The sequence below is a fragment of the Sphingomonas sp. TF3 genome, assembly GCF_003985085.1.
Taxonomy (GTDB): Bacteria; Pseudomonadota; Alphaproteobacteria; order Sphingomonadales; family Sphingomonadaceae; genus Sphingomonas.
The window spans coordinates 41,626-66,377 of sequence record NZ_RWKS01000015.1 but is presented as its reverse complement, the minus strand read 5'-3'; the positions used below and the strand labels follow the sequence as shown (position 1 = coordinate 66,377).

Genomic DNA, 24,752 nt, shown 5'->3' with positions numbered 1-24,752 from the left:
ATGATCCTAACCAGCGCGGAATGACTGAGGACGCGCGTTTCGGGCTTGCCCGCCATGTAAGGTTGCCCGGACCGCTGCGGCTGGATGGCGGCGCGCTGCTGTCGCCGGTCGAAATCGGCTATGAAACCTACGGCACGCTCAATGCCGATCGCAGCAATGCCGTGCTGATTTGCCATGCGCTGACGGGCGACCAGCATGTCGCCTCGCCGCATCCGGTGACGGGCAAGCCCGGCTGGTGGGCGCGCATGGTTGGCCCGGGCAAGCCGGTCGATCCGGCGCGGCATTTCATCATCTGTACCAATGTGATCGGCAGTTGCATGGGGTCGTCCGGCCCGGCGGCGATCAATCCGGCGACGGGTCGGCACTGGGGTATGGCCTTCCCGGTCATCACCATTCGCGACATGGTGCGCGCGCAGGCGCTGTTGCTGGATCATTTGGGCATCGCCACACTGGCCGCGGTGATCGGCGGATCGATGGGCGGCATGCAGGCATTGAGCTGGCCCGCCACTTTTCCCGATCGCGTCCGCGCTGCGGTGGTGATCGCCTCCACCGCGCGACACAGTGCGCAGAATATCGCCTTTCACGAAGTCGGCCGACAAGCGATCATGGCCGATGTAAAGTGGCGCGGCGGCGAATATTATGAAACCGGCGATCCGCCGGCGGCTGGCCTGGCGGTGGCGCGGATGGCGGCGCACATCACCTATTTATCGGAAGCCGGGCTGACCGAAAAATTCGGACGCCGCCTGCAGCAGCGGCCCGACCGGCCCGATGGCGCGATCAGCTTCGGGTTCGACGCCGACTTCCAGATCGAAAGCTATTTGCGGCATCAGGGCATCAGCTTCGTCGATCGCTTCGATGCGAATTCCTATCTCTACATCACGCGCGCGACCGACTATTTCGATCTCGCGGCGGAGCATGGCGGGCATTTGGCCAACGCCTTTCGCGCCACCAAGGCGCGCTTCTGTCTGGTCAGTTTCGATACCGACTGGCTCTATCCGACCCCGGCCTCGCGTGCGATCGTACACGCGCTCAACGCGGCGGGTGCGCCGGTCAGCTTCGTGGAGTTGTCGAGCCCTTACGGCCATGATGCCTTTCTGCTCGACGCGCCGGAGATGAATCGCGTGGTGGACGGTTTTTTGAGGGCGGGCGCATGATCACGCTGTCCGACGACAAAGCGCGGCTTGATGTCGCGCGCGTGCATGGCTGGCTGGCATCGAGTTACTGGTCGCCGGGCATAGCGCGCGATCTGGTCGAACGCGCGATCGCGGGGTCGCATTGCCTGGGCGCTTATCAGGATGGCGTGCAGGTGGGCTATGCCCGCGCGATCACCGACCGGGCGACCTTTGCCTGGATCGCCGACGTCTGGGTCGATTCGGCGGTACGCGGCCAGGGTTTGGGGCGGCGGATGGTGCAATGGTACGTTGATCACCCGGATTATGCAGGGATCCGGCGGATCGCCCTGGTCACGCGGGATGCCCATGGCGTGTACGCGGCGCTCGGCTTTCACGCGCCGATCCGACCGGAAAACTATATGGAACGGCTCGATCCGGTCTTTGCGGCGAGCCTGTGGTCATGACATTGCGCCCCGATCTCGCGATCATTGCCGACCATGTCGCACCCGGCAGCCGCATTCTCGATGTCGGCTGCGGTGACGGCGCGCTGATGGCGGCATTGCGCGACGCCAAGGGTGTCGATGCGCGCGGACTGGAGCTGGATTCGGCGAATGTGGCGGCGGCGGTGTCGCGGGGGCTGTCGGTAATCCAGGGCGATGCCGATATCGATCTGGCGGATTATCCCGATGCGAGCTTCGATTACGCAATCCTAAGCCAGACTTTGCAGACCGCGCGCCGCCCGGACGTGGTGCTCGATCATTTGCTTCGCGTTGGGCGACAAGCCTTCGTCTCCTTCCCGAATTTTGCGCATTGGCGCGTGCGGATGTCGCTGTTGTGGGGCGGGCGGATGCCGGTAACGCGGCTGTTGCCCGAGCAATGGTTCGATACCCCCAACATCCATCACGTGACGATCGAAGACTTTCGCGCCTTTGTGAAAGCGCGCGGGATTGAGGTGCAGGGCGCGTGGTTCCTGTCCGGCGATCAACAGACCGGGTCGGTGCAGGCCAATTTGTTGGCGGAACATGCTGTGTTCCAATTGGGGGGCCTTGTCCGAAAGGATTGAGCGAGATCAAGGAACCATCACCCCCGATACCGGGTTAGATAGTCCCAGGTCCCTATCCGAATGAAAAACGCCATGCCCGCCACTGCCCTCATTGTCGAAGACGAGATTTTCGTCGCGCTCGACCTCGAACGTATTCTGGTTGATGCCGGTTATGCGGTGAAGGCGATTGCAGCCGATCGCGACGGGGCGATCGATGCCGCGCGCGATTGCAGCTTCGCGCTGGTGGATATCAATCTCCGCGATGGTCCGACCGGCCCTGAACTCGCGCGCACGCTGGCGCGGGATTATGGGGTCAAGGTCGTTTTCGTCACCGCCAATCCCGGACAGATCGCGCATCCCAGCGGGGCGCTTGGCTATGTCCGCAAGCCGTTCAGCGAAGCGGCCATCCTGGCGGCGGCGGCCATTGCCAGCGCGTCGGCGGAGGTTGACGCCAGCGCCACCACCAGCGCGGACTTCGTCCCGCTCACCAATTAAGGCTTAGTCGCGGCGCAGGGCCGGGTTGGGAATGGCGATGGCCACGCGGAGCCCGTCCGGCTCCCACCGTTGCTCTACGGTCCCGCCCAATTGACGAACCACACTCAGTTCGATCAATTGCGAGCCGAACCCGGTCTTGGTCGGAACGTTGACGACCGGGCCGTCGCGCTCCTGCCATTCCAGCACTGCGCGTTCGCCATCGCGGCGGGTTGCGATCTCGACGACACCCGCGTCGCTCGACAATGCGCCATATTTCACGGCGTTGGTGGCAAGCTCGTGGAACAGCAAGGCCAGCGGCGTCGCCGAGCGATCGTCGATTTCGAAATCCACGCCCTGCACATAAATGCGGGGGGCGGCTTCGGGTTGATAGGGCAGGAACAGTTCGCTCAGCAGGCCATGCAGGCTGTTTTGAGAGACGGACGGGCGCGATTGCGCACTGTGCGGCCGCACGAAATCGTGCGCGCGGCCGAGCGCGGTCACCCGCTCGCGTAAATCGCTGGCGATCGGGCCGAAGCCGGGATTGCTGCGCGCGGACAAGTTGATCAAACCCGAAATTACCGCGAAGATGTTCTTGATGCGGTGGCTCAGCTCGTGCGCGACGATTTCGCGCTGCTCGCTTGCTTCCTTCTGTTCGTGAATATCGGTGCAGGTGCCGAACCAGCGTACGATCGTGCCGTTATCGTCATACATTGGCAGCGCGCGACCGAGCGTCCAGCGATATTGGCCGTCGGCCCGGCGCAGGCGATATTCGATCTGATACGGCGCGCCGGTTGCCAGCGAGTGTTGCCATATCGTCCAGGCCCGTTCCTGATCCTCCGGGTGAAACATGCCGTTCCACTCCGCGCCATCGGTCGAGCCAACTGGCATCCCGGTAAATTCATACCAGCGCGCATTGTAATAATCATGGAAACCGTCGGCTCGAGTCGACCAGACCATCTGCGGCATGGTGTCGGCAAGCACGCGAAAGCGCCCTTCGCTATCGTCGAGCTTGGCACGCGATTGCGCGGCGCTGCGATTGTCGCTGAGCCGCGCCAGAACGTCGGCGGCCAGCACACGCAACCCCTGGCGCTGAAGCTCGGTCAGGCCGGGGCGCGGCACCGTATCGATCACGCACAGCGCGCCCAGCGGTAGGCCGTCCTCGCGAACCAACGGCATCCCGGCATAAAAGCGGATGCCAAGCGCACCCGTCACCAGCGGGTTATCGGCGAACCGCGGATCGATCGTCGCATCCGGCACTTCGAGAATATCGTCCAGCACCATCGCATGCGCGCAAAACGAGGTTTCCCGCGGAGTCTCGGTCGGCTCCACTCCCGTACGCGCCAGGAAGGTCTGGCGATGCTCTTCGACGATACTGACCAAGGCAACCGGCGCATCGCACAAAGCCGCCGCGAAATCCGTGATTCGCGTAAGCGCCGCATCGTCGCGTAGCGCCTCCACGCCATATTCGGCGATGGCAGCGGTGCGCAATCGCTCGTCGATCCGCCAGCCCGAGCGGTTGGACATGGCGGGAGAGGCGAAATCGGTCATTGCTTGGCCCAACGCGGCAGAGCGCGTTCGGTTCAGAACGGAACGTCGTCGTCCAGATCGTCGGCAAAGCCGCCGCGTGCCGCGCCGCCACCGGCCGGGGCCCCGCCGCCGCGCGATCCACCGCGATTGCCGCCGCCATAGCCACCCGAACCGCCGCCGAAATCGTCATTGCCGCCGAAATCGTCGCGCGGGGCCCCACCGCTGCCGCCACCTGAACCGGGCGCACCGTCGAGCATCGTCAGCACGCCGTTAAAGCCTTGCAGCACGATTTCGGTCGAATATTTGTCGTTGCCGCTGGCATCCTGCCATTTGCGGGTTTTCAGCGCGCCTTCGATATAGACCTTGGAGCCCTTGCGCAGATAGCGCTCGGCCACGCCGCCAAGTGCTTCGTTGAAGATCGCGACCGAATGCCATTCGGTCTGTTCCTTGCGCTCGCCGGTATTCTTGTCCTTCCACGTCTCCGACGTGGCGATGCGCAGGTTCACGACCTTGCCGCCATTCTGGAAGGTGCGGCTTTCCGGGTCACGCCCGAGATTGCCGACGATGATTACCTTGTTGACGCTGCCGCCCGCCATAGTCTTTTCCTGCGCTGTCCGGGGCTAAAGCCCGAGTCCGATGGCGGCCCAATAGACCGCTCCTGCAGCGATGTAGGCGAGCGCGAACAAATAGCCAACCATGAAGGCAGGCCACTTCCAGCCATTGGTCTCCCGCCGTGTGACGGCAATTGTCGAGATGCATTGCGGCGCGAACACGAACCACATCAGGAAAGCGAGCGCGGTCGGCAAGCTCCAGCGCGCGTGCAGCGTCTGCGCCATCTTGGCTTCGTCTTTGTCGCCTGCGGTATCAATGGCATAGACGGTGCCGAGCGCCGCGACCGCGACTTCGCGCGCGGCCATTGCCGGGATCAGCGCCAGCACGATGTCGCGGTTGAAGCCGATCGGGCGAAAAGCGGGTTCGATGGTGTTGGCAATGCGCCCGGCGACCGAATAATTCACCGCCGAGACCGGGCTGCCCTCGGGCGGCTTGGGGAAGCTCAGCAGCGCCCACAATACGATGGTGGTGAAGGCGATGGTGGTGCCCGCGCGCTTGAGGAAAATCTCGGCGCGGCTCCACAACCCGAGCGCGAGATCGCGCGCGCGGGGCAGCTGATATTTCGGCATTTCCATCATGAAGCCCGAAGAGGCCCCCTTGGTTACCGTGCGGCGCAGGACAAAGGCGACAACGAACGCCCCGACCACGCCCATGATGTAGAGGCCGAGCATCACCAGCCCCTGCAAGCCGACAAAGGGCAAGACCCTGGTGTTGGGGATGAGCGCGCCGATCACCAGCGTGTAGACCGGCAGGCGCGCCGAACAGGTCATCAGCGGCGCGACCAGGATGGTGGTCAGCCGGTCCTTCTCGTCCTCGATCGTGCGCGTCGACATGATGCCGGGCACGGCGCAGGCGAAGCTCGACAGCAGCGGGATGAACGCGCGGCCCGACAAGCCGACGCTCGCCATCACCCGGTCCATCAGGAAAGCGGCGCGGACCATATAGCCGCTGGCTTCCAGCACCAGGATGAAGAAGAACATGATCAGGATTTGCGGCAGGAACTTCACCACCGCGCCGACGCCGGCGATGATGCCGTCGGTAATGAGCGAGCGCAGCACCGAATCGGGCATCACGTCCTTGACCTGCGCGCTCAGCCAGTCGAACCCGCCGGCAATCGCGTCGGCCGGATCGGCACCTGCGTAAAACACCGCCTGGAACATCACGAACAGGATCGCGAACAGCAGTATCAGCCCAAATACGGGGTGCAAGGCGACCGAATCGAGCGCGTGCGTCCAGCGGCGCACCGGGGCCTCCGCAACCGTCGCCGCCATCGCGATCTTGCGCGCGCGCCGTTGCAGCGTGACAATGTCCTCGCCGATCGTGCCGTCGCTCGGGCGCAGCCGGATCGCGGCCCCCTCGTCAATGACGCCGCCGAGCTTGGCCTTCAGCTCGTCCAGGCCGCGCCGCCGCACCGCCACCGTGGCGATGACGGGCACGCCGAGCTCCGCCGACAGCCGCGCCGGATCCAGCGTCAGCCCGTCGCGCTCGGCGAGATCGAACATGTTGAGCGCGACCACCACCGGTAGCCCGAGTGCGATCAATTGCAGCGTGAAGCGCAAATGGTTGTCGAGGTTGGAGGCATCGACCACCACCACCAGCGCATCGGGCAAACGCTCGCCGACTTGCGTGCCGGTCACGAAGTCACGCGTCACGCGCTCGTCGGGGCTGGACGGTTCGAGGCTATAGGCACCCGGCAGATCGACCAGATCGACGATGCGCCCGTCGGGCAGCGACAGCTTGCCCGAATGACGCTCGACCGTGACGCCGGGATAATTGCCGACCTTCTGGCGCGCGCCCGTCAGGGCGTTGAACAGCGCGCTCTTGCCCGCATTGGGATTGCCGACCAGCGCCACCAATGGCGCGACGCCGGGGACGGGGGGCATGTTAGCGCGTAACGGGCGAAACGAGGACGGCACCCGCAACCGCGCGGCGCAGCGCGACGGTCATCCGCCCGATCCGGCACGCGATCGGCCCCTTGCCGAGGCTGGCGCGGTGCAAAACCTCGACACCGACACCTTCATCAAAACCCAGTTCGCGCAAGCGCCGCGCCTCCGGGGTCGACAAATGCGCCCAGTCGATCGCGGACACCGTCGCGCGTTGCCGCTGCGGCAGCGACTCGAGGCTGAGCAATGGAAGAGACGACGCAGTCTTCACCGGGTTGGACATATCCATGATGCGACTGATTATCAATGACGGGAGCGCAACGCCAGCGTTAAATGCGAATCACTCTCAAACCGCCGGGTAACGCAGCCGTCCGATGAAGCGGGACAGGCTCGGGCGCAGTTCGGCGCGGCCCACCACTTTTGCCTTGGCCTTTTCGAACTGCATGATCCCCGCGATGCGCCGCGCGAGAAAGGCGCGGGTGTCGGTATAGCCGTCGCTCTCATCGTTCAGAAAGATCGTGACCGTGGAGCCATACACCGCCGCCAGCAGCGCGCGCTTGGTATAGTGGTTATAGTCGGTCGCGGTATCACCCGCGGCGCGCCACATCACGTCGGCGGCATGCCAGCCGAGCTTCACTCCGCGCGTGACGTTCTGCGGCAGCGCGAGAAGCGCGAGCGCGCGCCGCAGGGCCTCGCGATCGGGCGCGGTTTCGGCGAGGCGCGCCTCGACCAGCGCGGTGATCTTGTCGCGAATTTTCATCGTCGCCAGCCGCTCGGCGGGTACGCGATGCAGCATGGCGTGGTCGATATGGCCGAACCACGCCTCCACCATATCGACCGCGCCGCCGGGAAAGGCGAGCCGCGCGACATCGCGATCGACCCCTGCACTGTCCGCCGCGAGATCGCGCGCGCTATCGCCCCAGCCGTCAAACCCGGCATTGGCGGCGATCAGCGGCGCGAGCGCGGCGCGGATTTCATCGAGCGTTGCATCGGCCAGCGGCGTGGGGGCGATCGAGTCTGTCATGGGGGGTATCTAGGCGCGCGCGGGGCGGCTGACCAGCACCAGCGCGATGGCAACCAGCAGCGCGCCGACCCAGTCGGCCCAGCCGAGTTGTTCATGATAGACGACCCAGCCGATCGTCGTGCCAACCATCGGCTGGACCAGCAGGGCGAGCCCGATCGTCAATGGCGGCAAGCGGCCAAGTCCGTAGATCATCAATCCCTGGCCGACGATCTGGCTCACCAACGCAAGACCGATCAAGGGTGCCCAATGCGTCGGCAGCAGCTTTTCACCGAGCAGCAGGGCGAAGCACAGCAGGGGCACGATGCTGGCCACCGTCGACAGCGCCAGCGCCGGGAGGGGGGCTAGCACCGCGCGCACGCGGGCCATGAGGATGAAATAGACAGTGTAGAGCAGCCCCGCCAGCACGCACAAAAGATCCCCCGCGAGATGTCGCGGATCGAGCTGGTAAGACCGGCCCATCAGCAACCCCGCGCCAATCGCGGCGAGCGCCAGGGCACACCCCTGCAGTCGCGTCGGCCACGCCCGCGCGATGAGAAAGCCATAGATCGGGAACATCAGCGTCGCCGAATTGCCGAGCAAGGTTGCATTGGCGAGCGTGGTGCGCAGGATCCCCAGGTGCCAGCTCGCCAGATCGGCGGCAAAGCTGATGCCGCCGAGCGCGATCATCCACCACAGTCTGCGCGACAGAACGGGTGCTACACCAGCTACGGGTCGCCATCCCCGCGCCGAGGCCGCCGCGACGAGCATCGGCGCGGCGAGGGTGATCCGCCAGAAGGCGGATGCGACCGGACCGGTATCGGACACGCGCACGAACCAAGGCCCAAAGGCCAGGGCCGCGTTGGCGACAATTACCGCCAGCAGCGCCACCGTGCTGGCTGGAATTGCAGGCGTAACAGTTATTCTTTTGTATAGGGTGTCGTGCATGCCGCGCTGTAGCGCCCTATTTATGGTGCGTCACAGCAAAAGGACTTGTCCGCAATGCCCAGCCTCTTCGACCCGATCCAACTCGGTACGATCCATGCGCCCAATCGCATCCTCATGGCACCGCTCACGCGCGGACGCGCCACGCGCGACGCCGTGCCCACCGAGATCATGGCCGAATATTATACGCAGCGCGCGAGCGCCGGGTTGATCATCACCGAAGCGACAGGGATCAGCCGCGAAGGGTTGGGCTGGCCGTTTGCCCCGGGGATCTGGACCGACGAACAGGTCGAACATTGGAAGCCGGTGGTGGATTCGGTTCATGCGGCGGGCGGGCATATTGTCGTCCAGCTTTGGCATATGGGTCGCCAGGTGCATTCCTCGGTAACGGGCGTGCAGCCGGTCTCCTCCTCCGCCACCCGCACCGACGGGCAGGCGCATACCTTTGAGGGCAAGAAGGATTTCGAGATTGCCCGGCCGCTCGAACTCTCCGAGATCCCGCGCTTGCTCGCCGATTATGAACACGCCGCCCGCAACGCGATCCGCGCCGGCTTCGATGGCGTGCAGATTCATGGCGCGAATGGCTATCTGATCGACCAGTTCCTGCGCGACAACGCCAATTTCCGCGACGATATCTATGGCGGGTCGATCGAGAATCGCATCCGCCTGATGCGCGAAGTGACCGAGCGCGTCGTATCGGTTGCCGGTGCGGGCCGCACTTCGATCCGCCTGTCGCCCAATGGCGATTCACAAGGGGTGGATGACAGCAACCCTCGCGCGCTGTTCACCGCCGCCGCCAAGGCGCTCGACGAAATCGGCATTGCCTTTCTCGAATTGCGGGAGCCGGGCCCCGACGGCACCTATGGCCGCACCGACGTCCCCAAGCTCAGCCCGGCGATCCGCGAGGTCTTCACCAAGCCGTTGGTGGTGAATTCGGATTACACGACGCTGGAGCAAGCCCAGGACGTCCTGGACTCGGGCGTTGCCGATGCCGTCGCCTTCGGGCGCACCTTCCTTGCCAATCCCGATCTCCCCGAACGGCTGCGCACGGGGGCACCGCTCAACCCGTCCAACCCCAAGACGTGGTTCAGCCAGGGCGCGGAAGGCTATATCGACTATCCGGCGCTGGAAACGGCACCGGCCTGAAGCCGGTGGCCCCTCCCGGAAACGGGAGGGGTCAGGCCAGCGGCACGAAGCGCAAGGGCAAGCCGTCTTTCGGCCGCGGAATCGGCCAGGCTTGCCATTGTGCCCCCGCGTCTTCGTCGAGTTCGATCCGATACCGGCTGAGCAATTGCGCGAGCAGGATACGAATCTGCATCGTCGCGAAATGCAGCCCCAGGCACATATGCGCGCCGCCGCCAAAGGGCACCCACGCATATTTGTGGCGGGCGCGCACCGCCTCGGGCGTGAAGCGCAACGGGTCGAAGCGCTGCGGATCAGGCCACAGCTCGGGCATGGTATGGGTATAGGCCACGCTCACGCTGACCGTAGTGCCCGCCGGGATGTGATAGCCGCCAAAGTCAAACGGCTTGATCGACCGTCGCGGCAGCGAGGGCACAGGCGGGATCAGCCGCAGCGCTTCCTTGAACGCCATGTCGGTCAGTTCGAGCCGGTCGAGCTGGCTATACGGCAGCGCCCCTTCCGCATTCATCCCGAGGTCGGCGATCTCGGCGCGCAGCTTCTCCTGCCACTCCGGGTTGCGCCCGAGCAGCATGATCAGGCTGGTTGCCGAGGAAGTGATGGTGTCGTGCGCCGCCATCATCAGGAAGTTCATGTGATCGGCAATCGCATCGGCTGGCAGCGGCTGGCCGTCATCGCCGGTCGCGCGGCAGAATTGCGAGAAGAAGTCCTGGCCCTCGCCAGCCCGCCGCGCCGGAATCTCGCGCTCGAACAGGTCGATCAGATAGGCCCGCGCGCGCACGCCTTTGCGCATTTGCGATCCCGGCAGTGGAATGCGGATCGGGGTGATCGACGCCTGCACTTCATCGACAAACGCCTGGTTGATCCGCGTGGCCTCGGGCCCGAGCGGCATGCCGAGAAAGCTCTCCGCCGCCAGATCGAGCGTCAGTTCCTTGATCGCGTCGTAGAAGCGAATGGGTTTGTTGCCCCAGGTCGCCACAGCGCGCGAAATGCCCGCATTGAGCGTTTCGGCATAATGCCGCATCGGCTCGGGCTTGAACGCCACCGCCATCACCTTGCGGTCGGCGCGGTGCTTTTCGAAATCCATCAGCATCAGCCCGCGCGGGAACAGCAGGTTGAGCAGCGGCCCCCAACCCTGTTCGGACGAAAACACGCGGTCGCGGTCGAACAGCACCAGTTCGTTGGCGTCGGGGCCGATCAAGCTGACCGTCGGGCCGCCAAAGGCATTGTTGCGGAACACCGGGCCATACGTGTCGATCATCCGCTTGCCGAAAGCGACGGGGTCGCGGAGCATGCGGAAGGTATTGCCGATGAACGGCAGACCGTCCTCGCCCGGAATGGCATGGATCGCGGATTGCTTCTGGCGGGGCAGCCAATGCGGGTTCGCCCGATAGGTGTGCGCATAGGCCATCGATCGCTCTCCCACTTATTGACACCAGTATAAGTAAGATCGCGGCGGATGGAAGCCTCAGGCGGCGGTGGTCTCGCCCAGCGAATCGAGGCAGCGCGCCACCCACGGCAAACCAACCGTGGCGATCGCACTGCTCAGCGCCACGCCGATGATGAGAAAGGGCAGCATCCATTCGATATTGATGATGGCGAGGAGCAGTAGGGTGGCCAGGGCAACGATGCCGAACAGCAGTACCCTGCCGACCCGCTGTTCGCCCTGCGGTGAAAGCGCGATCACGCGCGGGCCCTTTTGATCCCAGCTTGGCCCCGTGGTCAGCAAGCGGCGGCCGCTTGCGTCGCGCACCGGCACGGCGACCGCGACCAGCATCGCTGGGATACGCGCATCGGTCGGGCTGCGGCTCGGTCGCACGGCCGGGGTCGGCGGGGTGGCGGTGGTTTTGTCCGCCCAGGTATCGATGGTGATCAGCCGCCCGTCGCGCTCGAAAATCTTGTAGCGAGGCGGGGGCGGCTGCACCTTTGCCTCAGCCGAAGCGGCTCTTCAGCGCCAGCATGGCGAGCGCCGCCTTGGCCGCGGCACCGCCCTTGTCGAGCTGCGCGCGGTCGGCGCGGACGATCGCTTGCGCTTCATCCTCGGTGGTGAGAATGCCATTGCCGATCGGCAGCCCGTCCATCGACAGCGCCATCAATCCGCGCGCGCTTTCGCCCGCGACGATCTCGAAATGATAGGTCTCGCCGCGAATGACGACGCCCAGCGCGACGAAGGCATCATAGGCCCCGCTATCCGCTGCCAGCGCGACGGCGGCGGGAATTTCCAGCGCGCCCGGCACGGTGATCGTCTCGTGCTTATGGCCCGCTTCCTCGATCGCGGCGCGCGCGCCGTCGAGCAGCATGTCGTTGAGATGGTCGTAGAAGCGGGCTTCGACGATGAGAATCTTTGCCACGATCAATCCTTGGGAATGCCAGAATGCGAAATTGCGCCGCCTTGATAGCGCGGGTCGTTGCTGATGTCGCGGACCGCCCAACTGGGTGAGGGCAAGGCCCTTAAACCGGTATCGTCGCTCCATTCAACCTCGGCGAGTTCCAGCGGTGCCAACGCACCAAGGAATTGATCGATTCCGAACGTGATTCCTTGATCCACCACCTCATAGCGCCGCTTGATGAGAACGGCAGCAGGCAGCGTCTCCAACAGCGCATACTCGTCCTGGGTCAGGTAGGTGGTCACAATCGGTCGCGCGAGCGGATCGCTGCATTCGTATTTCTTGGTGAGCTTCAGCGCCTGCTCGCCGCTGGTGTTTGCCGTCATCCGCCGCAAACGCATCCGCGTGTTGGCGATGTAGCGGTCCTCAATCAGAACATAGGGCAGCGCCGACAGGTCGGGGCGCATCGCGGGATTGACCAGCCAGCGCCGCTCGCGTTCGATATGCGCATATTTGGGATCGTGTGCCTCGTCGATCCCGGTGCGCATTATTCGCCTCCAGTACCGGGAATCGTGCGTTCGTCGACGATCGACAGGCCATAGCCTTCGAGGCCGACCAGCGCATGGTGGGTGTTGGTCAGCAACACCATTTCCTCAACGCCAAGCTCGGCCAGGATCTGCGCGCCGACGCCGTAATCGCGCAGCTCCTCGACCTCGGGCGCGCCCGCGCCCTTGCCTTCGCCGCGCAGCTTGATGAAGCGGGTGAGCGGGTCCCTCATCGGGCGGTTGATCACGACGATCACGCCAGCGCCTTCCTCGGCGATCAACTCCATCGAGCGCGAGAGCAGGCCCGAGCGTTCGGATTGCTCGCCGAACATGTCGACGAAATAGGAAGCGGTGTGCATCCGCACCAGCGTCGGCTTGGCCGGGTCGATCTTGCCCTTGACCAAGGCGATCGTTTCGTCGCCGGTCGCCTTGTTGTGGAAGGTCATCGCCTTCCACTGGCCGCCCCATTTCGACTCGAACGCCATTTCGGCGCGCTTCTCGACCAGATGATCGTGGCGGCGGCGATAGGCGATCAAGTCGCGGATCGTGCCGATCTTGAGATTGTGGAATTGCGCGAAGGTGACGAGGTCGTCGAGGCGGCTCATCGTGCCATCCTCGTTCATGATCTCGCAGATCACACCCGACGGGTTGAGCCCGGCCAGCCGCGAGACGTCGACCGCCGCCTCGGTGTGCCCTGCGCGGACCAACACGCCGCCATCGCGCGCGACCAGCGGGAAGACGTGGCCCGGCGTGACGATCTCGTCCTTGCCCTTGGACGAATCGATCGCGACCGAGATGGTGCGGGCGCGGTCGGCGGCGGAAATGCCGGTGGTCACCCCATCGCGCGCCTCGATTGAAGTCGTGAAGGCGGTTTCATGCCGCGTGCCATTGTGGCGGCTCATCAGGTCGAGGCCGAGCTCGTCGACGCGTCTCCTGGTCATGGCAAGGCAGATCAGTCCGCGGCCATATTTGGCCATGAAGTTGATCTTTTCAGGCGTCGCCATCTGTGCCGGAATGACGAGGTCGCCCTCATTCTCGCGGTCTTCGTCATCGACCAGGATGAACATGCGGCCATTGCGGGCCTCGTCGATCAATTCCTCAGGGGTCGACAGGAACCCATGGCGCAGGCGCGCGACTTCAGGCTGTGGCACGATAATGCTCCATGCGTTTCAGATAGCGGGCGAGGACGTCAATCTCGATATTGACGGCGGCACCGGGGTGAAGGTCGCCCAGCGTGGTCATCGCCTGGGTGTGCGGAATGATGTTGAGCGAGAAATGCGAGGTGTCGCCATGGTCGGCGACGGCATTGACCGTCAGCGACACGCCATCGACCGTGATCGAACCCTTTTTCGCGACGAAGGGGGCCAGGTCGGCGGGCACCGCGATATCGATCCTGCGCGAATCGCCGTCGTCGCTGACGCTCACCACACTGCCGATGCCATCGACATGGCCGGTCACGATATGCCCGCCCAGTTCCTCGCCGAGCTTCAGCGCGCGTTCGAGGTTGAGGCGGCGTCCGGTGGTCCATTGTTCGGACGGCGTGCGCGAGACGGTTTCGCCGGAGACGTCGGCGGCGAACCAGCCGGATTCGCCCGCGCCCGATTTGTCGACGACGGTCAGGCACACGCCCGAACAGGCGATCGACGCGCCAAGATCGACGCCTGCCATATCATAGTCCGTCCGCACGAAGATGCGCCGGTCGCCGCGCGCCTCGACCCGGTCGATCGTGCCGATATCGGTGATGATGCCGGTGAACATCGCGCTATCCTCTTTCGCCCGGTGCAGGCTCCCTGACGCGCTCGTAAACCTCGAGCCGGTCGCTGCCAAGGCTCCGCGACTCGATCGGTCGCCAGCGGCCATGCGCGTCGGCAAGATCGGTGAGGCCAATGTCGGGCAGCGTGCGCCCACCGCCGATCAGGATCGGCGCACGATAAAGCAACAGCCGGTCGACCAGATCGCCGGCTAGGAACGCGGCGGCGGTCGCCGGGCCGCCCTCGACCAGGACGTGATCGACCGCTTCGAGTGTCGAGATGTCAGCGGGCGCGGCGATGCGCGTCCAGCCATCGGTTTCGGTGCGCGACAGCAAAATTCGCTGCGGGCTGCGCGATTCAAGTCCCGCGAGCCGGACGTCGAGCTTCGGAGCGTCCGCTTCGAAGGTCCCGCGTCCAACCAAAATCGCTTCGTGGCGCGCGCGTTCCAGGTGCGCGTGCGCGCGCGCTTGCGGCCCGGTGATCCAGACGCTTTGCCCCGACGCCAGCGCCATCGCCCCGTCGAGCGACACGGCGAGTTTCAGCGTCACGTGTGGGCGTCCGAGCAGGCGGCGGGCAAGAAATCCCGCCATCGCCCGGCGGGCTTCGTCGGCGCGCACACCGACCTCCGCCGTGATACCGGCGTCGCGCAGGCGCGCAATACCCGCGCCGTTGGTGCGCACATCGGGGTCCTCCATCGCGACCACCACCCGTGCCACGCCGGCCAGTTGCAGCAGATCGCTGCACGCGGGGCCGCGCGGCGAGACGTGGGCGCAGGGTTCCAGCGTGACATAGACCGTCGCCCCGCGCGCCTGCTCCCCAGCCTCAGCCAGCGCCATCGCCTCGGCATGGGGGCGGCCGCCGGGCTGGGTCCAGCCGCGCCCGACGACGCGGCCCTCGGACACGATCACGCAGCCGACATTGGGGTTGGGGGCGGTGCGCCCGCGCCCGCGCTCGCCAAGCGCCAGCGCGGCACCCATCCAGCGATGGTCGTCGATCATGCTCAGAGCCCGTAAGCCTTGAGGCCGTCATTCACTTTCTTGAACTGCGCGCGCCGCTCGGCCTGCAGCCGCTTCAGCTCGTTTTCGCGCTTGGTCTGTTCGATGCCATCGATTTTCTGCTGCGCGACGATTTCGGCATCGGTGCGGGTGGCGGGCCATTGCTGCACATAGATGATGTCGCGGTGATAGGGCTTGGGCGGGATCCGCGATTCATAAATAACGCCGACCACCATCACATAGGTCAGCGCCAGCGCGACGCCCATAAAGCCGAGCTGATGCCGCTGCCGCGTGACGATGTAATAGCGCAAATCGCGCCAGGCACGCAGCGGAGAGAAATAGCGCAGGAAGTTCATGGAAGAGCAGATAGGCGCGGCGGGGCACCGATGCCACCCCCGCCGCGCCTCACCACGCTTTGCTATTCGCCATCGAGTTCAAAGCGTACCGCCATGGTGCGCCATGCTTCGACCGGAACGCCGTCGCGCGTGCCCGGCGTGAAGCGCCATTTGGTCAGCGCCTGCTTGCGCGTCGCTTCGAAAAAGGCGGTGCTGGCGGCGCTGATTTGCTGCACCTCCTTCACGCGCCCGTCCGTGCCGATCAGCACGCGCACGACGACTCGGCCCGATCGGCCTGCAAGGCGTTCGTCGCTCGGGTAAGCGGGTTGGAAGAGGTTGGCATAACGCGAATCGAGTTGGGGTCCGACGATCGTCGGCACATGCGGCGGTGGGGCGGTGCCGATCTCGCCAGCGCCAGTGCCCACGGCGACTTCGGTCTTGGGCGGAAGATCGATGTTGAACGTGGGGATGCCGGTGGCCGTCGCGGTTTGCTGTTTGGAACTATCGACGGTTTCCGGGGGTGGGTTGGTCGGGATTGGGTCCTTCAGATGCGGCGCAGGCTGGGGTTTTTCGGGCGGTGGCGGATCGGTCGGGATCGGGATGTTGATGGTCGTCAACGGTGGATCGACCAGACGGGTGACGAGATTGGGCGCGGTCAGCGAAAGCCCGAATAAAAGCACCCCGCTCGCGCCGAGCGCGAAACCGACACCCCCGGGGCTGAGACCTTGGCGGCTGGAATAACGATCTGCGTACATCGTTTCTCTCCCACTATGGCGTCCGGTCGCACGCCGGACAGGAGAGAATGTTACATCATAACATTTCTGACGCAAGAGACATTATATCAGATCGCGGAAAGCCGCGCTGCCGCACGATCGCGTCCGATCAACGGCAGCAGTGCCTTCATGTCGGGGCCGTGATCGCGCCCGGTCAGCGCGCGGCGCAGCGGCAGGAACAGCGCCTTGCCGCTGCGCCCGGTCTCGGCCTTCAACGCGGCGGTCAGTGCGTGCCACGGATCGGCATCCCACGGCATCGTGGCGACGTGGCGCGCGGCGGCGGCGAGGAAATCGGCATCGGCCGGATCGCGCACCGCGTCGATCGGCCCTTCGATCACGCCCCACCAATCTGTCGCTTCGGCAACGGTCGAGAGGTTGGGTCGCACAGCTTCCCATTCCGCCGCGCCCATGCCCGATGGCAAGCGCTCAGCCACGCTGGTGAAATCGAGCTGGTGGACGATTTTGGCGTTGAGCCCGGCCAGTTCGGCTTCGTCGAAGCGCGCAGGCGCGCGGCCGAATTTGGCGAAATCGAAGGTTGCGACCAGCGCGGCGGTGTCGACCAATGGCTCGACCGGCAAGCTCGTCCCGATCCGCGCCAGCAGCGCGCGCACGGCGGCGGGCTCGATCCCGACCTCGCGGAAATGCTCGACGCCGAGCGAGCCAAGCCGCTTGGACAATTTACCTTCCGATCCGACCAGCAGCGCTTCATGCGCAAAGGCGGGCGGCGCGACGCCCATCGCCTCGAACATCTGCAATTGCAGCGCAGTGTTGGAGACATGATCTTCACCGCGAACGACATGGGTGATGCCCATCTCGGCATCGTCGATCGCCGAGGGCAGCATATACAGCCACGATCCATCGGCGCGGCGGATCACCGGGTCGCTCATCGTCGCCGCATCGAATTTCTGGGGGCCGCGAATCAAATCGTCCCAGACGATCGGCGTGTCGTGATCGAGCTTGAAGCGCCAATGCGGGGCGATGCCGTCGGCCTCGAGCTTGGCGCGGTCGGCATCCGACAAAGCCAGCGCCGCGCGATCATAGATCGGCGGCAAGCCGCGCCCGGCGGCGATCTTGCGCTTGAGGTCGAGTTCCTGCGCGGTTTCATACGCCGGATAGACCCGGCCTGCCGCGCGCAACGCGGCAAAGCGCGCTTCATACAGCGCGAACCGCGCCGACTGGCGTTCCTCGCCCTGCGGGGTGAGGCCGAGCCAGCCGAGATCGGCGCGGATCGCGTCGACAAAGCGTTCCTCGCTGCGTTCGGCGTCGGTATCGTCGATGCGCAGCCAGAATTCCCCGCCTTGCGCTTGCGCCCACAGCCAATTGTGGAGCGCGGTACGGATATTGCCGACATGCAACATGCCGGTGGGCGAAGGGGCGAAACGGGTGCGAATGGTCATGGATTTGCTCTAGGCAGCGCTCGTTCCTGCGGCAATGCCCCTTTACCGCGCGCAAAGCCCGCGCCTAAAGGACGCTCAGCCAACAGTGCGCGCAGCCAGACGCGGGGCATGGGGACCAAAAGGAGTTTCGAACGCCATGAAATTGATGACCGGCAATTCGAACTTGCCCCTCGCGCGCGATATTGCGTCCTATCTCGAACTGCCGTTGACCGACGCGTTGGTCCGCCGCTTCGCCGATGAGGAAATTTTCGTGGAAATCCGCGAGAATGTGCGCGGCGAGGACGTGTTCGTGCTGCAATCGACTGGCTATCCCGCGAATGACAATCTGATGGAGCTGCTGATTTGCATCGACGCGCTGAAACGCGCCTCGGCCAAGCGCATCACCGCCGTCATCCCCTATTTCGGCTATGCCCGCCAAGATCGTAAGCCTGGGCCGCGCACGCCGATTTCGGCCAAGCTCGTCGCCAATCTCATCACCGTTGCCGGGGCCGACCGCGTGCTCTCGGTCGATTTGCACGCCGGGCAGATCCAGGGCTTTTTCGATATCCCGACCGACAATCTGTTCGCGGCCCCAGTGATGTCGGCCGACATTCTGACGCGCTATGGCAAGCGCAATTTGATGGTGGTTTCGCCCGACGTGGGCGGCGTGGTGCGCGCGCGGGCGCTGGCCAAGCGACTCGACAATGCGCCGCTCGCCATCGTCGACAAGCGGCGTGAGCGCGCGGGCGAATCCGAAGTGATGAACATCATCGGTGAGGTCGAAGGCCGCTTCTGCATCCTGATCGACGATATCGTCGATTCGGGCGGCACGCTGTGCAACGCCGCCGCCGCGCTCAAGCAAGCGGGTGCCGAGGGCGTCGCTGCCTATATCACGCACGGCGTGCTGTCGGGTGGCGCGGTGGCGCGCGTCGAAAGCTCGGCGCTCGAGGAACTCGTCATCACAGATTCGCTCGGCAGCCATGACATTGTCGCCGCCGCCAAGAAGATCCGCCATCTGACGATCGCCCCGCTGCTCGCCGAGGCGATCCGCCGTATCGCCGATGAAAGCTCGGTGTCGTCGCTGTTCGATTGAAGGCGCGGTGGCTTAGGCCAGCGCATCCCAGATCAGCTTGATCCCAACCGCGACCATCAGCGCGTAAATGGCGGTGTAGAAGCGGGCGGGCGACACACGGCGCACAAGCCAGACCCCGGTAAAGGTCGATGCAATCGCGACCGGCAGTAGCAGTGCCGCGACGCCTAAAGTGTCGCGGTTGAACTGGCCGAGCGCCCAATACGCCGGCACCTTGATCCAATTGACCGCGGCGAAAAAGATCGCGGTGGTGCCGACCAGTACGTCGCGTGGCAGGCGGCGCGGCAGTACATAAATTTGAAAGGGCGGTTGGCCGGCATGGGCAACCTGGCTGGTGAAGCCCGATGCAACGCCCAGCAGCGCGCCGACCCAGCCCGGTGCCTGGGCGGCGACCGCCACGGCACCCCTCCGGTCAGTCCATAACCGATAGAGACCGAACACCACCGAGATCGCCCCGACCAGCGCAAGCACCGCCGTGGTCGGAACCTGCGCGGCAAACAGATAGCCGAGCGCAATCCCGATTGCGGCACCCGGTAGCATCCAGCCCAACACGGTCGCATCCCAATCGCGCCGGAACGCCCATACGCCGACCACGTCCTGCACGATCAGGATCGGTAGCAGGATCGCGGCCGCGCGCACCGGGGATGTCGCCATCGACAGCAGCGGCAGCGACAGCGCGCCAAGCCCGACAAAGCCACCCTTGGACAGGCCGAGCAGCAAGACCGCCGGAATCGCCAGCGCGTAGAAGAAAGCGCTCTCGTTCAATGGGAAACGGGCGTTGCCTGCTGTGCTGCAGCCCGCACGCCGGCATGGCCGCGGCGTTTGAGTTCGGCCTTCAGCGCCTCAGGGCTTGGCGCGACCAGAAAGCCGAAGCTGACATTGCCACCCTTGGTTTCCACCACATGGTGCAGCCGGTGCGCCTGGACGATCCGCTTCATATAGGCCGATTTCGGCAGATAGCGGTGGTTGAAGCGTTTGTGCACGATCACATCGTGAAAGCCGAGATAGATCGCCCCGTACCCGGCAATCCCCGCGCCGACCCAGATCGCCCAGTCGCCCCAGCCCCATTGCACGCCGCCCAGCAACAGCGTGATCGAGGGCGCAGCGAAGATCACGAAATACAGGTCGTTCAACTCCCAATTGCCGGTGCGCGGGCGGTGGTGGCTTTCATGCAGGAACCAGCCGGGTCCGTGCATCAGCCAGCGGTGCGCGCCGTAGGCGAACCCCTCCATTCCGGCGACGGTGGCGACGAACAGCAGCGGGCCGATGATCCAGGACATGGACATGATATAGCGAGCCGTACACGCAATGGCGAGCGACGCAGGTGCCTACGGGGTGGATTCGCGCGGGCGGCTGTGCTTAAGGCCACTCTATCCCCGATCTTCGAAAGGCACGCAGCCCATGAACATCCATGAATATCAGGCCAAGGAAGTCCTCGCGAAATTCGGCGTGCCGGTGCCCGCGGGTTTCGCTGCGCTGACCGTCGAAGAGGCCGTCGCCGCCGCCGCCAAGCTTCCTGGGCCGCTCTACGTGGTCAAGGCGCAGATCCACGCCGGTGGCCGCGGCAAGGGCAAGTTCAAGGAACTGGGGCCTGATGCCAAGGGCGGTGTCCGCCTCGCCAAGACGCTCGACGAGGTTCGCGCGGCGGCAACCGACATGCTCGGCAACACCCTCGTAACCGTGCAGACCGGCGAGCATGGCAAGCAGGTCAACCGCCTGTACATCACCGACGGTGTCGACATCGCCAAGGAATTCTACCTGGCATTGCTCGTCAACCGCGCAACCGGCCGCGTGTCGATGGTCGCCTCGACCGAAGGCGGCATGGACATCGAAACCGTCGCGCATGAGACGCCCGAGAAGATCCACGCCATCGACATCGATTGCGCGACCGGCTTCCAGCCGCATCATGGCCGCGCCGTTGCCGCCGCACTTGAATTGAAGGGCGATCTCGCCAAGCAGGCCGCCAGCGTCGCGTCCAAGCTGTATGACGCGTTCCTCGGCACCGATGCCGAGCAGATCGAGATCAACCCGCTCGCCGTCACCGAGGACAACAAGCTGGTCGTGCTCGACGCCAAGGTCGGCTTCGACGGCAATGCGATGTTCCGCCACAAGGATCTGCTCGAACTGCGCGACGAGACCGAGGAAGATCCGGCCGAGCTCGAAGCGTCCAAGTATGACCTCGCCTATATCAAGCTCGACGGCGACATTGGCTGCATGGTCAACGGTGCCGGCCTTGCCATGGCGACGATGGACATCATCAAGCTGAACGGCATGTTCCCGGCCAACTTCCTCGACGTTGGCGGCGGCGCCAATAAGGAGAAGGTGACGGCTGCGTTCAAGATCATCCTCAGCGATCCGAATGTGAAGGGCATCCTGGTCAACATCTTCGGCGGCATCATGCGCTGCGACATCATTGCCGAGGGCATTGTCGCGGCCGCCAAGGAAGTGAACCTTTCGGTGCCGCTGGTCGTTCGCCTCGAAGGCACCAACGTCCAGTTGGGCAAGGACATCCTGGCCAATTCCGGCCTGGCGATCGTCCCTGCCAACGATCTGGGCGATGCCGCCAAGAAGATCGTGGCAGAGGTCAAGGCCGCTGCCTGAACGGACCAACCCGTCCTACACGCACTAAAGGAAGGGCCCGGACGGAAACGCCGGGCCCTTTCGCGTTAAGGGCGGGTTCGAGTCGCGCGAGATGCCGCTACGGCACGCGCGTATGGCATACCGGACTTGCGAAAACCGCGTGAAACCGCCATTTGGACAGCCGATGCCGTCGAGCAAGAAACTGCCCTGGAAGGAATGCCGATGAGAGTGCTGGTCCCGGTCAAGCGCGTGCTTGATTACAATGTGAAACCCCGCGTGAAGGCGGACGGGACGGGGGTCGACCTCGCCAACGTCAAGATGAGCATGAACCCGTTCGACGAAATCGCGGTCGAAGAGGCGATCCGCCTGAAGGAAAAAGCGGGCGTCACCGAGATCGTCGTCGTGTCGATCGGCGAGCAGAAAGCGCAGGAAACGCTGCGCACCGCGCTCGCCATGGGTGCCGACCGCGCGATCCTGATCGTGTCCGAAGACAAGGTCGAGCCGCTGGGCGTCGCCAAATTGCTCGCCAAGATCGTCGAGGAGGAACAGCCCGACCTCATCATCCTCGGCAAGCAGGCGATCGATGACGACAATAACCAGACCGGCCAGATGCTGGCCGGGCTGCTCGGTCGCGGCCAGGCGACCTTCGCCTCCAAGGTCGAACTGTCGCCCGGCACCGTCGTGGTGACGCGCGAAGTCGATGGCGGCGCGGAGACCGAATCGCTGCCGCTGCCCGCGATCATCACGGTCGACCTGCGCCTCAACGAACCGCGTTATGCCTCGCTGCCCAACATCATGAAGGCCAAGTCCAAGCCGCTCGCGCAGAAGACCCCGGCCGATTACGGCGTCGATGTGTCGCCGCGCCTGACCACGCTCAAGGTGGTCGAGCCGCCCAAGCGCTCGGCGGGGATCAAGGTCGCCGATGTCGATGAACTGGTGGCCAAGCTCAAGGCAATGGGAGTCGCGAAGTGAAGACGCTCGTTTGGGTCGAACATGATGGCGCATCCGTGAAGGACGCCACCCTCTCCACCGTCACTGCCGCCGCCAAGCTGGGCGAAGTGCATTTGCTCGTCGCTGGTCAAGGCGTCGGCGCGGTGGCCGAGGCCGCCGCGAAAATCGCGGGCGTCGGCAAGGTGCATGTCGCGGACGATGCCGCCTATGCCCATGCGCTGGCTGAAAACGTCGCGCCGTTGGTCGCCAAGCTGATGGAAACGCACGATGCGTTCCTCGTGCCCGCGACCACCAACGGCAAGAACATCGCGCCGCGTGTCGCCGCTTTGCTCGACGTGATGCAGATTTCGGACATCCTCTCGGTCGAGAGCGAGGATACCTTCACGCGCCCGATCTATGCCGGCAACGCCATCGCCACGGTGCAGACCAAGGATGCCAAGAAGGTCATTTCGGTGCGCGGCACTGCCTTTGAAAAGGCGGCGACCGAAGGCGGCACGGGCACGATCGAAGCGGTTGCCTCGACCGGCGATGCGGGTGTGTCCACCTATGTCGGTTCGGAAATCGCCAAGTCGGAGCGGCCTGAGCTGACCTCGGCCAAGATCATCGTTTCGGGTGGGCGTGCGCTCGGGTCGAGCGAGCAGTTCCATGCAGTGATCGATCCGCTCGCCGACAAGCTCGGCGCGGGCGTCGGTGCCAGCCGCGCTGCGGTCGATGCGGGCTATGCCCCGAACGATTATCAGGTCGGCCAGACCGGCAAGATCGTCGCTCCGGAAGTCTATGTCGCGGTCGGCATTTCGGGCGCGATCCAGCATCTGGCGGGGATGAAGGACAGCAAGACCATCATCGCCATCAACAAGGACGAAGACGCGCCGATCTTCCAGGTCGCCGATCTCGGCCTCGTCGGCGATCTGTTCAAGATCGTGCCGGAGCTGACCGAAAAGCTCTGATTGACCGGTCATCGTAACCAGGGACGGGCGCTCCAGCCGGGGTGCCCGTTTCTTTTTGAGCGGGTCAGCCGATTTTCGCGCGCGGCGCGATGTAGCGCAGCACGACATAGCCCGCGATCGCCGACAGGATCGATCCGCCGAGCACGCCGATCTTGACCGAATCCTGCAGCTGCGCATCGCCCGGGAAAGCGAGGCCCCCGATAAACAGGCTCATCGTAAAGCCGATCCCGGCGAGCAGGCCGACCCCATAAAGCTGCATCCAGCGCATTCCCTTCGGGCGCTTGGCGATTCCCAGACGCTCGGCGAGGGCCACACCCCCGACAATCCCGGCCTGCTTGCCCAGAAACAGTCCACCCGCAATGCCCAGCACCAGCGGATCGCCCAGCGTCGCCGTCGACACCCCAAGCAGCGAGACGCCCGCATTGGCAAAGGCGAACAGCGGCACGATGCCGAACGCCACCCACGGCGACAGCGCATGTTCGAGCCGGTGGAGCGGCGAATGCGCGGCATCGGGCGCGCCGGGGGAAGTGGCAACCGGGATCAGCGCGGCGGTAATCACCCCCGCGACGGTGGCGTGGACGCCCGAAAGCAGCACCAGCCACCACAGACCGACAAAGCCGAGCAGATAGGGCCACAAGGCCACCACCCCGCGCCGGTTGAGCGTGAACAGGATCAGCACCGTCCCCGCCGCGCCCGCCAGCGCGATCCAGTCGATACCGTGGCTATAGACCAAGGCGATGATCGCCACCGCGCCGCAATCATCGACGATCGCGACGGTGGTGAGGAAGAGTTTGAGCGCCGGGCTGACGCGCTTGCCGAGCAACGCCAGCACGCCGATCGCAAAGGCGATGTCGGTCGCCGCCGGTATCGCCCAGCCTGGACCCAGTGCTGGCGCACCGCCGGTAATGGCGAGAAAGACCAAGGCCGGCATCGCCATCCCAGCGCCCGCCGCGATGATCGGCAAGCGCCGCCGCGCGGGGCTCGCCAATTGCCCGTCGACCAGTTCGCGTTTGATCTCGAGGCCAACCAGCAGGAAGAACACTGCCATCAAGCCGTCGTTGATCCACAGATGCACCGTCATCGGCCCGATGGCAGCGGCCAATACCGGCCCCGTCTCATAGTGCAGAAACGCGAAATAGGCGGGGGCGAGCTCCGAATTGGCGAAGATCAGCGCGAACGCGGCCGCCGCCATCAGCACCATACCGCCCGCCGCTTCCTGCGCGAGGAAGGTGCGCAGTGCCGAACGGATGTTTCGGGCTACGCGGCGCGACGTGGTGGGGTTGGCCATGCCCCTAGCCTAGCGGTACGGGCCCCGGTGCGAAACCGAAACCGGAGCCGTTCGGGGTT

28 protein-coding genes are annotated in these 24,752 nt (G+C 64.9%); 9 read left to right on the top strand and 19 right to left on the bottom strand.

What is annotated here, in order from left to right; all coding sequences use genetic code 11:
* Nucleotides 1-20: 20 nt before the first annotated feature.
* From metX to EJC47_RS14175, 4 genes are all read left to right on the top strand, one after another.
* Complete coding sequence (gene metX / locus EJC47_RS14190) at nucleotides 21-1,154, top strand: homoserine O-acetyltransferase MetX (protein WP_126848621.1); 1,134 nt, start codon at nucleotides 21-23, stop codon at nucleotides 1,152-1,154.
* Nucleotides 1,151-1,576 carry a GNAT family N-acetyltransferase gene (locus tag EJC47_RS14185; RefSeq protein WP_126848619.1) on the top strand — a complete coding sequence of 142 codons (426 nt, stop codon included), beginning with the start codon at nucleotides 1,151-1,153 and terminating at the stop codon, nucleotides 1,574-1,576. Before metX ends, EJC47_RS14185 begins: the two co-directional genes overlap by 4 nt.
* The gene (gene metW, locus EJC47_RS14180) at nucleotides 1,573-2,175 is read left to right on the top strand and encodes a methionine biosynthesis protein MetW (RefSeq protein WP_126848617.1); all 603 of its coding nucleotides are present in this window, start codon (nucleotides 1,573-1,575) and stop codon (nucleotides 2,173-2,175) included. The genes EJC47_RS14185 and metW overlap by 4 nt, the downstream gene beginning before the upstream one ends.
* A 72-nt stretch (nucleotides 2,176-2,247) precedes the next feature.
* On the top strand, nucleotides 2,248-2,649 hold the full coding sequence (locus EJC47_RS14175; RefSeq protein WP_126848615.1) for a response regulator: 402 nt from the start codon (nucleotides 2,248-2,250) through the stop codon (nucleotides 2,647-2,649).
* A 3-nt stretch (nucleotides 2,650-2,652) separates the two neighbouring features.
* On the opposite strand, the gene EJC47_RS14170 is transcribed toward EJC47_RS14175, so the two are convergent.
* From EJC47_RS14170 to EJC47_RS14145, 6 genes are read right to left on the bottom strand one after another with little or no spacing between them, the layout of a single operon-like run.
* On the bottom strand, nucleotides 2,653-4,176 hold the full coding sequence (locus tag EJC47_RS14170; protein WP_260591588.1) for a PAS domain-containing protein: 1,524 nt from the start codon (nucleotides 4,174-4,176) through the stop codon (nucleotides 2,653-2,655).
* 32 nt (nucleotides 4,177-4,208) lie between these two features.
* The gene (gene ssb / locus EJC47_RS14165) at nucleotides 4,209-4,751 is read right to left on the bottom strand and encodes a single-stranded DNA-binding protein (protein ID WP_126848612.1); all 543 of its coding nucleotides are present in this window, start codon (nucleotides 4,749-4,751) and stop codon (nucleotides 4,209-4,211) included.
* 24 nt (nucleotides 4,752-4,775) lie between these two features.
* Nucleotides 4,776-6,650, bottom strand: coding sequence for a ferrous iron transporter B (gene feoB, locus EJC47_RS14160; protein ID WP_185867677.1), 1,875 nt, complete (start codon nucleotides 6,648-6,650; stop codon nucleotides 4,776-4,778).
* 1 nt (nucleotide 6,651) lies between these two features.
* Complete coding sequence (locus tag EJC47_RS14155) at nucleotides 6,652-6,939, bottom strand: FeoA family protein (RefSeq protein ID WP_033967554.1); 288 nt, start codon at nucleotides 6,937-6,939, stop codon at nucleotides 6,652-6,654.
* A gap of 57 nt (nucleotides 6,940-6,996) precedes the next feature.
* Nucleotides 6,997-7,674, bottom strand: a complete 678-nt coding sequence (locus tag EJC47_RS14150) for a COQ9 family protein (protein WP_033967556.1) — start codon at nucleotides 7,672-7,674, stop codon at nucleotides 6,997-6,999.
* 9 nt (nucleotides 7,675-7,683) lie between these two features.
* Nucleotides 7,684-8,598, bottom strand: a complete 915-nt coding sequence (locus tag EJC47_RS14145; protein ID WP_126848610.1) for a DMT family transporter — start codon at nucleotides 8,596-8,598, stop codon at nucleotides 7,684-7,686.
* A 54-nt stretch (nucleotides 8,599-8,652) separates the two neighbouring features.
* Here EJC47_RS14145 and EJC47_RS14140 point away from each other — a divergent pair, with 54 nt between their 5' ends.
* The gene (locus EJC47_RS14140) at nucleotides 8,653-9,741 is read left to right on the top strand and encodes an alkene reductase (protein WP_033967557.1); all 1,089 of its coding nucleotides are present in this window, start codon (nucleotides 8,653-8,655) and stop codon (nucleotides 9,739-9,741) included.
* 31 nt (nucleotides 9,742-9,772) lie between these two features.
* Here the strand turns inward: EJC47_RS14140 and EJC47_RS14135 are convergent, their stop codons facing one another.
* The 10 genes from EJC47_RS14135 to EJC47_RS14090 form a co-directional block, all read right to left on the bottom strand.
* Nucleotides 9,773-11,146, bottom strand: a complete 1,374-nt coding sequence (locus tag EJC47_RS14135) for a cytochrome P450 (RefSeq protein WP_126848607.1) — start codon at nucleotides 11,144-11,146, stop codon at nucleotides 9,773-9,775.
* Between the two features lie 57 nt (nucleotides 11,147-11,203).
* Nucleotides 11,204-11,659, bottom strand: a complete 456-nt coding sequence (locus EJC47_RS14130; protein WP_126848605.1) for a hypothetical protein — start codon at nucleotides 11,657-11,659, stop codon at nucleotides 11,204-11,206.
* A gap of 7 nt (nucleotides 11,660-11,666) precedes the next feature.
* Entirely contained in the window at nucleotides 11,667-12,086 is a 420-nt protein-coding gene (gene ribH, locus EJC47_RS14125) for a 6,7-dimethyl-8-ribityllumazine synthase (protein ID WP_033967591.1), read from the bottom strand.
* Nucleotides 12,087-12,088: 2 nt separating this feature from the next.
* Nucleotides 12,089-12,610 carry a hypothetical protein gene (locus EJC47_RS14120; RefSeq protein WP_126848603.1) on the bottom strand — a complete coding sequence of 174 codons (522 nt, stop codon included), beginning with the start codon at nucleotides 12,608-12,610 and terminating at the stop codon, nucleotides 12,089-12,091.
* Nucleotides 12,610-13,758 carry a 3,4-dihydroxy-2-butanone-4-phosphate synthase gene (ribB, locus tag EJC47_RS14115; RefSeq protein ID WP_409574486.1) on the bottom strand — a complete coding sequence of 383 codons (1,149 nt, stop codon included), beginning with the start codon at nucleotides 13,756-13,758 and terminating at the stop codon, nucleotides 12,610-12,612. The genes EJC47_RS14120 and ribB overlap by 1 nt, the downstream gene beginning before the upstream one ends.
* Nucleotides 13,745-14,365 (bottom strand): riboflavin synthase, encoded by a 621-nt coding sequence (locus EJC47_RS14110; protein WP_033967562.1) that lies wholly within the window; start codon nucleotides 14,363-14,365, stop codon nucleotides 13,745-13,747. Before EJC47_RS14110 ends, ribB begins: the two co-directional genes overlap by 14 nt.
* A gap of 4 nt (nucleotides 14,366-14,369) precedes the next feature.
* Nucleotides 14,370-15,356, bottom strand: coding sequence for a bifunctional diaminohydroxyphosphoribosylaminopyrimidine deaminase/5-amino-6-(5-phosphoribosylamino)uracil reductase RibD (gene ribD, locus EJC47_RS14105; protein WP_185867676.1), 987 nt, complete (start codon nucleotides 15,354-15,356; stop codon nucleotides 14,370-14,372).
* 2 nt (nucleotides 15,357-15,358) lie between these two features.
* Nucleotides 15,359-15,709 (bottom strand): hypothetical protein, encoded by a 351-nt coding sequence (locus tag EJC47_RS14100; RefSeq protein WP_126848599.1) that lies wholly within the window; start codon nucleotides 15,707-15,709, stop codon nucleotides 15,359-15,361.
* Between the two features lie 62 nt (nucleotides 15,710-15,771).
* Nucleotides 15,772-16,443, bottom strand: coding sequence for an energy transducer TonB (locus tag EJC47_RS14095; RefSeq protein WP_126848597.1), 672 nt, complete (start codon nucleotides 16,441-16,443; stop codon nucleotides 15,772-15,774).
* 86 nt (nucleotides 16,444-16,529) lie between these two features.
* Complete coding sequence (locus EJC47_RS14090) at nucleotides 16,530-17,858, bottom strand: glutamate--tRNA ligase (protein ID WP_126848595.1); 1,329 nt, start codon at nucleotides 17,856-17,858, stop codon at nucleotides 16,530-16,532.
* Nucleotides 17,859-17,994: 136 nt separating this feature from the next.
* Here EJC47_RS14090 and EJC47_RS14085 point away from each other — a divergent pair, with 136 nt between their 5' ends.
* Nucleotides 17,995-18,930 (top strand): ribose-phosphate pyrophosphokinase, encoded by a 936-nt coding sequence (locus tag EJC47_RS14085; protein ID WP_010405850.1) that lies wholly within the window; start codon nucleotides 17,995-17,997, stop codon nucleotides 18,928-18,930.
* Between the two features lie 12 nt (nucleotides 18,931-18,942).
* On the opposite strand, the gene EJC47_RS14080 is transcribed toward EJC47_RS14085, so the two are convergent.
* On the bottom strand, nucleotides 18,943-19,692 hold the full coding sequence (locus EJC47_RS14080; RefSeq protein WP_126848594.1) for a sulfite exporter TauE/SafE family protein: 750 nt from the start codon (nucleotides 19,690-19,692) through the stop codon (nucleotides 18,943-18,945).
* Complete coding sequence (locus tag EJC47_RS14075) at nucleotides 19,689-20,207, bottom strand: sterol desaturase family protein (RefSeq protein WP_126848592.1); 519 nt, start codon at nucleotides 20,205-20,207, stop codon at nucleotides 19,689-19,691. The genes EJC47_RS14080 and EJC47_RS14075 overlap by 4 nt, the downstream gene beginning before the upstream one ends.
* 121 nt (nucleotides 20,208-20,328) lie before the next feature.
* Here EJC47_RS14075 and sucC point away from each other — a divergent pair, with 121 nt between their 5' ends.
* From sucC to EJC47_RS14060, 3 genes are all read left to right on the top strand, one after another.
* Entirely contained in the window at nucleotides 20,329-21,528 is a 1,200-nt protein-coding gene (gene sucC, locus EJC47_RS14070) for an ADP-forming succinate--CoA ligase subunit beta (protein WP_126848590.1), read from the top strand.
* Between the two features lie 201 nt (nucleotides 21,529-21,729).
* Nucleotides 21,730-22,479, top strand: a complete 750-nt coding sequence (locus EJC47_RS14065; RefSeq protein WP_126848588.1) for an electron transfer flavoprotein subunit beta/FixA family protein — start codon at nucleotides 21,730-21,732, stop codon at nucleotides 22,477-22,479.
* Nucleotides 22,476-23,405: an electron transfer flavoprotein subunit alpha/FixB family protein gene (locus EJC47_RS14060; RefSeq protein WP_033966993.1), complete on the top strand. Its 930-nt coding sequence runs from the start codon at nucleotides 22,476-22,478 to the stop codon at nucleotides 23,403-23,405. The genes EJC47_RS14065 and EJC47_RS14060 overlap by 4 nt, the downstream gene beginning before the upstream one ends.
* Nucleotides 23,406-23,469: 64 nt before the next feature.
* Here the strand turns inward: EJC47_RS14060 and nhaA are convergent, their stop codons facing one another.
* The gene (nhaA, locus tag EJC47_RS14055) at nucleotides 23,470-24,693 is read right to left on the bottom strand and encodes a Na+/H+ antiporter NhaA (RefSeq protein ID WP_126848586.1); all 1,224 of its coding nucleotides are present in this window, start codon (nucleotides 24,691-24,693) and stop codon (nucleotides 23,470-23,472) included.
* Nucleotides 24,694-24,752 lie beyond the last annotated feature (59 nt).

What these genes read in the sequence shown, in the direction of transcription:
- metX (WP_126848621.1), top strand. Translation starts at nt 21, where the DNA reads ATGACTGAGGACGCGCGTTTCGGGCTTGCCCGCCATGTAAGGTTGCCC.
- EJC47_RS14185 (WP_126848619.1), top strand. Translation starts at nt 1,151, where the DNA reads ATGATCACGCTGTCCGACGACAAAGCGCGGCTTGATGTCGCGCGCGTG.
- metW (WP_126848617.1), top strand. Translation starts at nt 1,573, where the DNA reads ATGACATTGCGCCCCGATCTCGCGATCATTGCCGACCATGTCGCACCC.
- EJC47_RS14175 (WP_126848615.1), top strand. Translation starts at nt 2,248, where the DNA reads ATGCCCGCCACTGCCCTCATTGTCGAAGACGAGATTTTCGTCGCGCTC.
- EJC47_RS14170 (WP_260591588.1), bottom strand. Translation starts at nt 4,176, where the DNA reads ATGACCGATTTCGCCTCTCCCGCCATGTCCAACCGCTCGGGCTGGCGG.
- ssb (WP_126848612.1), bottom strand. Translation starts at nt 4,751, where the DNA reads ATGGCGGGCGGCAGCGTCAACAAGGTAATCATCGTCGGCAATCTCGGG.
- feoB (WP_185867677.1), bottom strand. Translation starts at nt 6,650, where the DNA reads ATGCCCCCCGTCCCCGGCGTCGCGCCATTGGTGGCGCTGGTCGGCAAT.
- EJC47_RS14155 (WP_033967554.1), bottom strand. Translation starts at nt 6,939, where the DNA reads ATGGATATGTCCAACCCGGTGAAGACTGCGTCGTCTCTTCCATTGCTC.
- EJC47_RS14150 (WP_033967556.1), bottom strand. Translation starts at nt 7,674, where the DNA reads ATGACAGACTCGATCGCCCCCACGCCGCTGGCCGATGCAACGCTCGAT.
- EJC47_RS14145 (WP_126848610.1), bottom strand. Translation starts at nt 8,598, where the DNA reads ATGCACGACACCCTATACAAAAGAATAACTGTTACGCCTGCAATTCCA.
- EJC47_RS14140 (WP_033967557.1), top strand. Translation starts at nt 8,653, where the DNA reads ATGCCCAGCCTCTTCGACCCGATCCAACTCGGTACGATCCATGCGCCC.
- EJC47_RS14135 (WP_126848607.1), bottom strand. Translation starts at nt 11,146, where the DNA reads ATGGCCTATGCGCACACCTATCGGGCGAACCCGCATTGGCTGCCCCGC.
- EJC47_RS14120 (WP_126848603.1), bottom strand. Translation starts at nt 12,610, where the DNA reads ATGCGCACCGGGATCGACGAGGCACACGATCCCAAATATGCGCATATC.
- EJC47_RS14110 (WP_033967562.1), bottom strand. Translation starts at nt 14,365, where the DNA reads ATGTTCACCGGCATCATCACCGATATCGGCACGATCGACCGGGTCGAG.
- ribD (WP_185867676.1), bottom strand. Translation starts at nt 15,356, where the DNA reads ATGATCGACGACCATCGCTGGATGGGTGCCGCGCTGGCGCTTGGCGAG.
- EJC47_RS14100 (WP_126848599.1), bottom strand. Translation starts at nt 15,709, where the DNA reads ATGAACTTCCTGCGCTATTTCTCTCCGCTGCGTGCCTGGCGCGATTTG.
- EJC47_RS14095 (WP_126848597.1), bottom strand. Translation starts at nt 16,443, where the DNA reads ATGTACGCAGATCGTTATTCCAGCCGCCAAGGTCTCAGCCCCGGGGGT.
- EJC47_RS14090 (WP_126848595.1), bottom strand. Translation starts at nt 17,858, where the DNA reads ATGACCATTCGCACCCGTTTCGCCCCTTCGCCCACCGGCATGTTGCAT.
- EJC47_RS14085 (WP_010405850.1), top strand. Translation starts at nt 17,995, where the DNA reads ATGAAATTGATGACCGGCAATTCGAACTTGCCCCTCGCGCGCGATATT.
- EJC47_RS14075 (WP_126848592.1), bottom strand. Translation starts at nt 20,207, where the DNA reads ATGTCCTGGATCATCGGCCCGCTGCTGTTCGTCGCCACCGTCGCCGGA.
- sucC (WP_126848590.1), top strand. Translation starts at nt 20,329, where the DNA reads ATGAACATCCATGAATATCAGGCCAAGGAAGTCCTCGCGAAATTCGGC.
- EJC47_RS14065 (WP_126848588.1), top strand. Translation starts at nt 21,730, where the DNA reads ATGAGAGTGCTGGTCCCGGTCAAGCGCGTGCTTGATTACAATGTGAAA.
- nhaA (WP_126848586.1), bottom strand. Translation starts at nt 24,693, where the DNA reads ATGGCCAACCCCACCACGTCGCGCCGCGTAGCCCGAAACATCCGTTCG.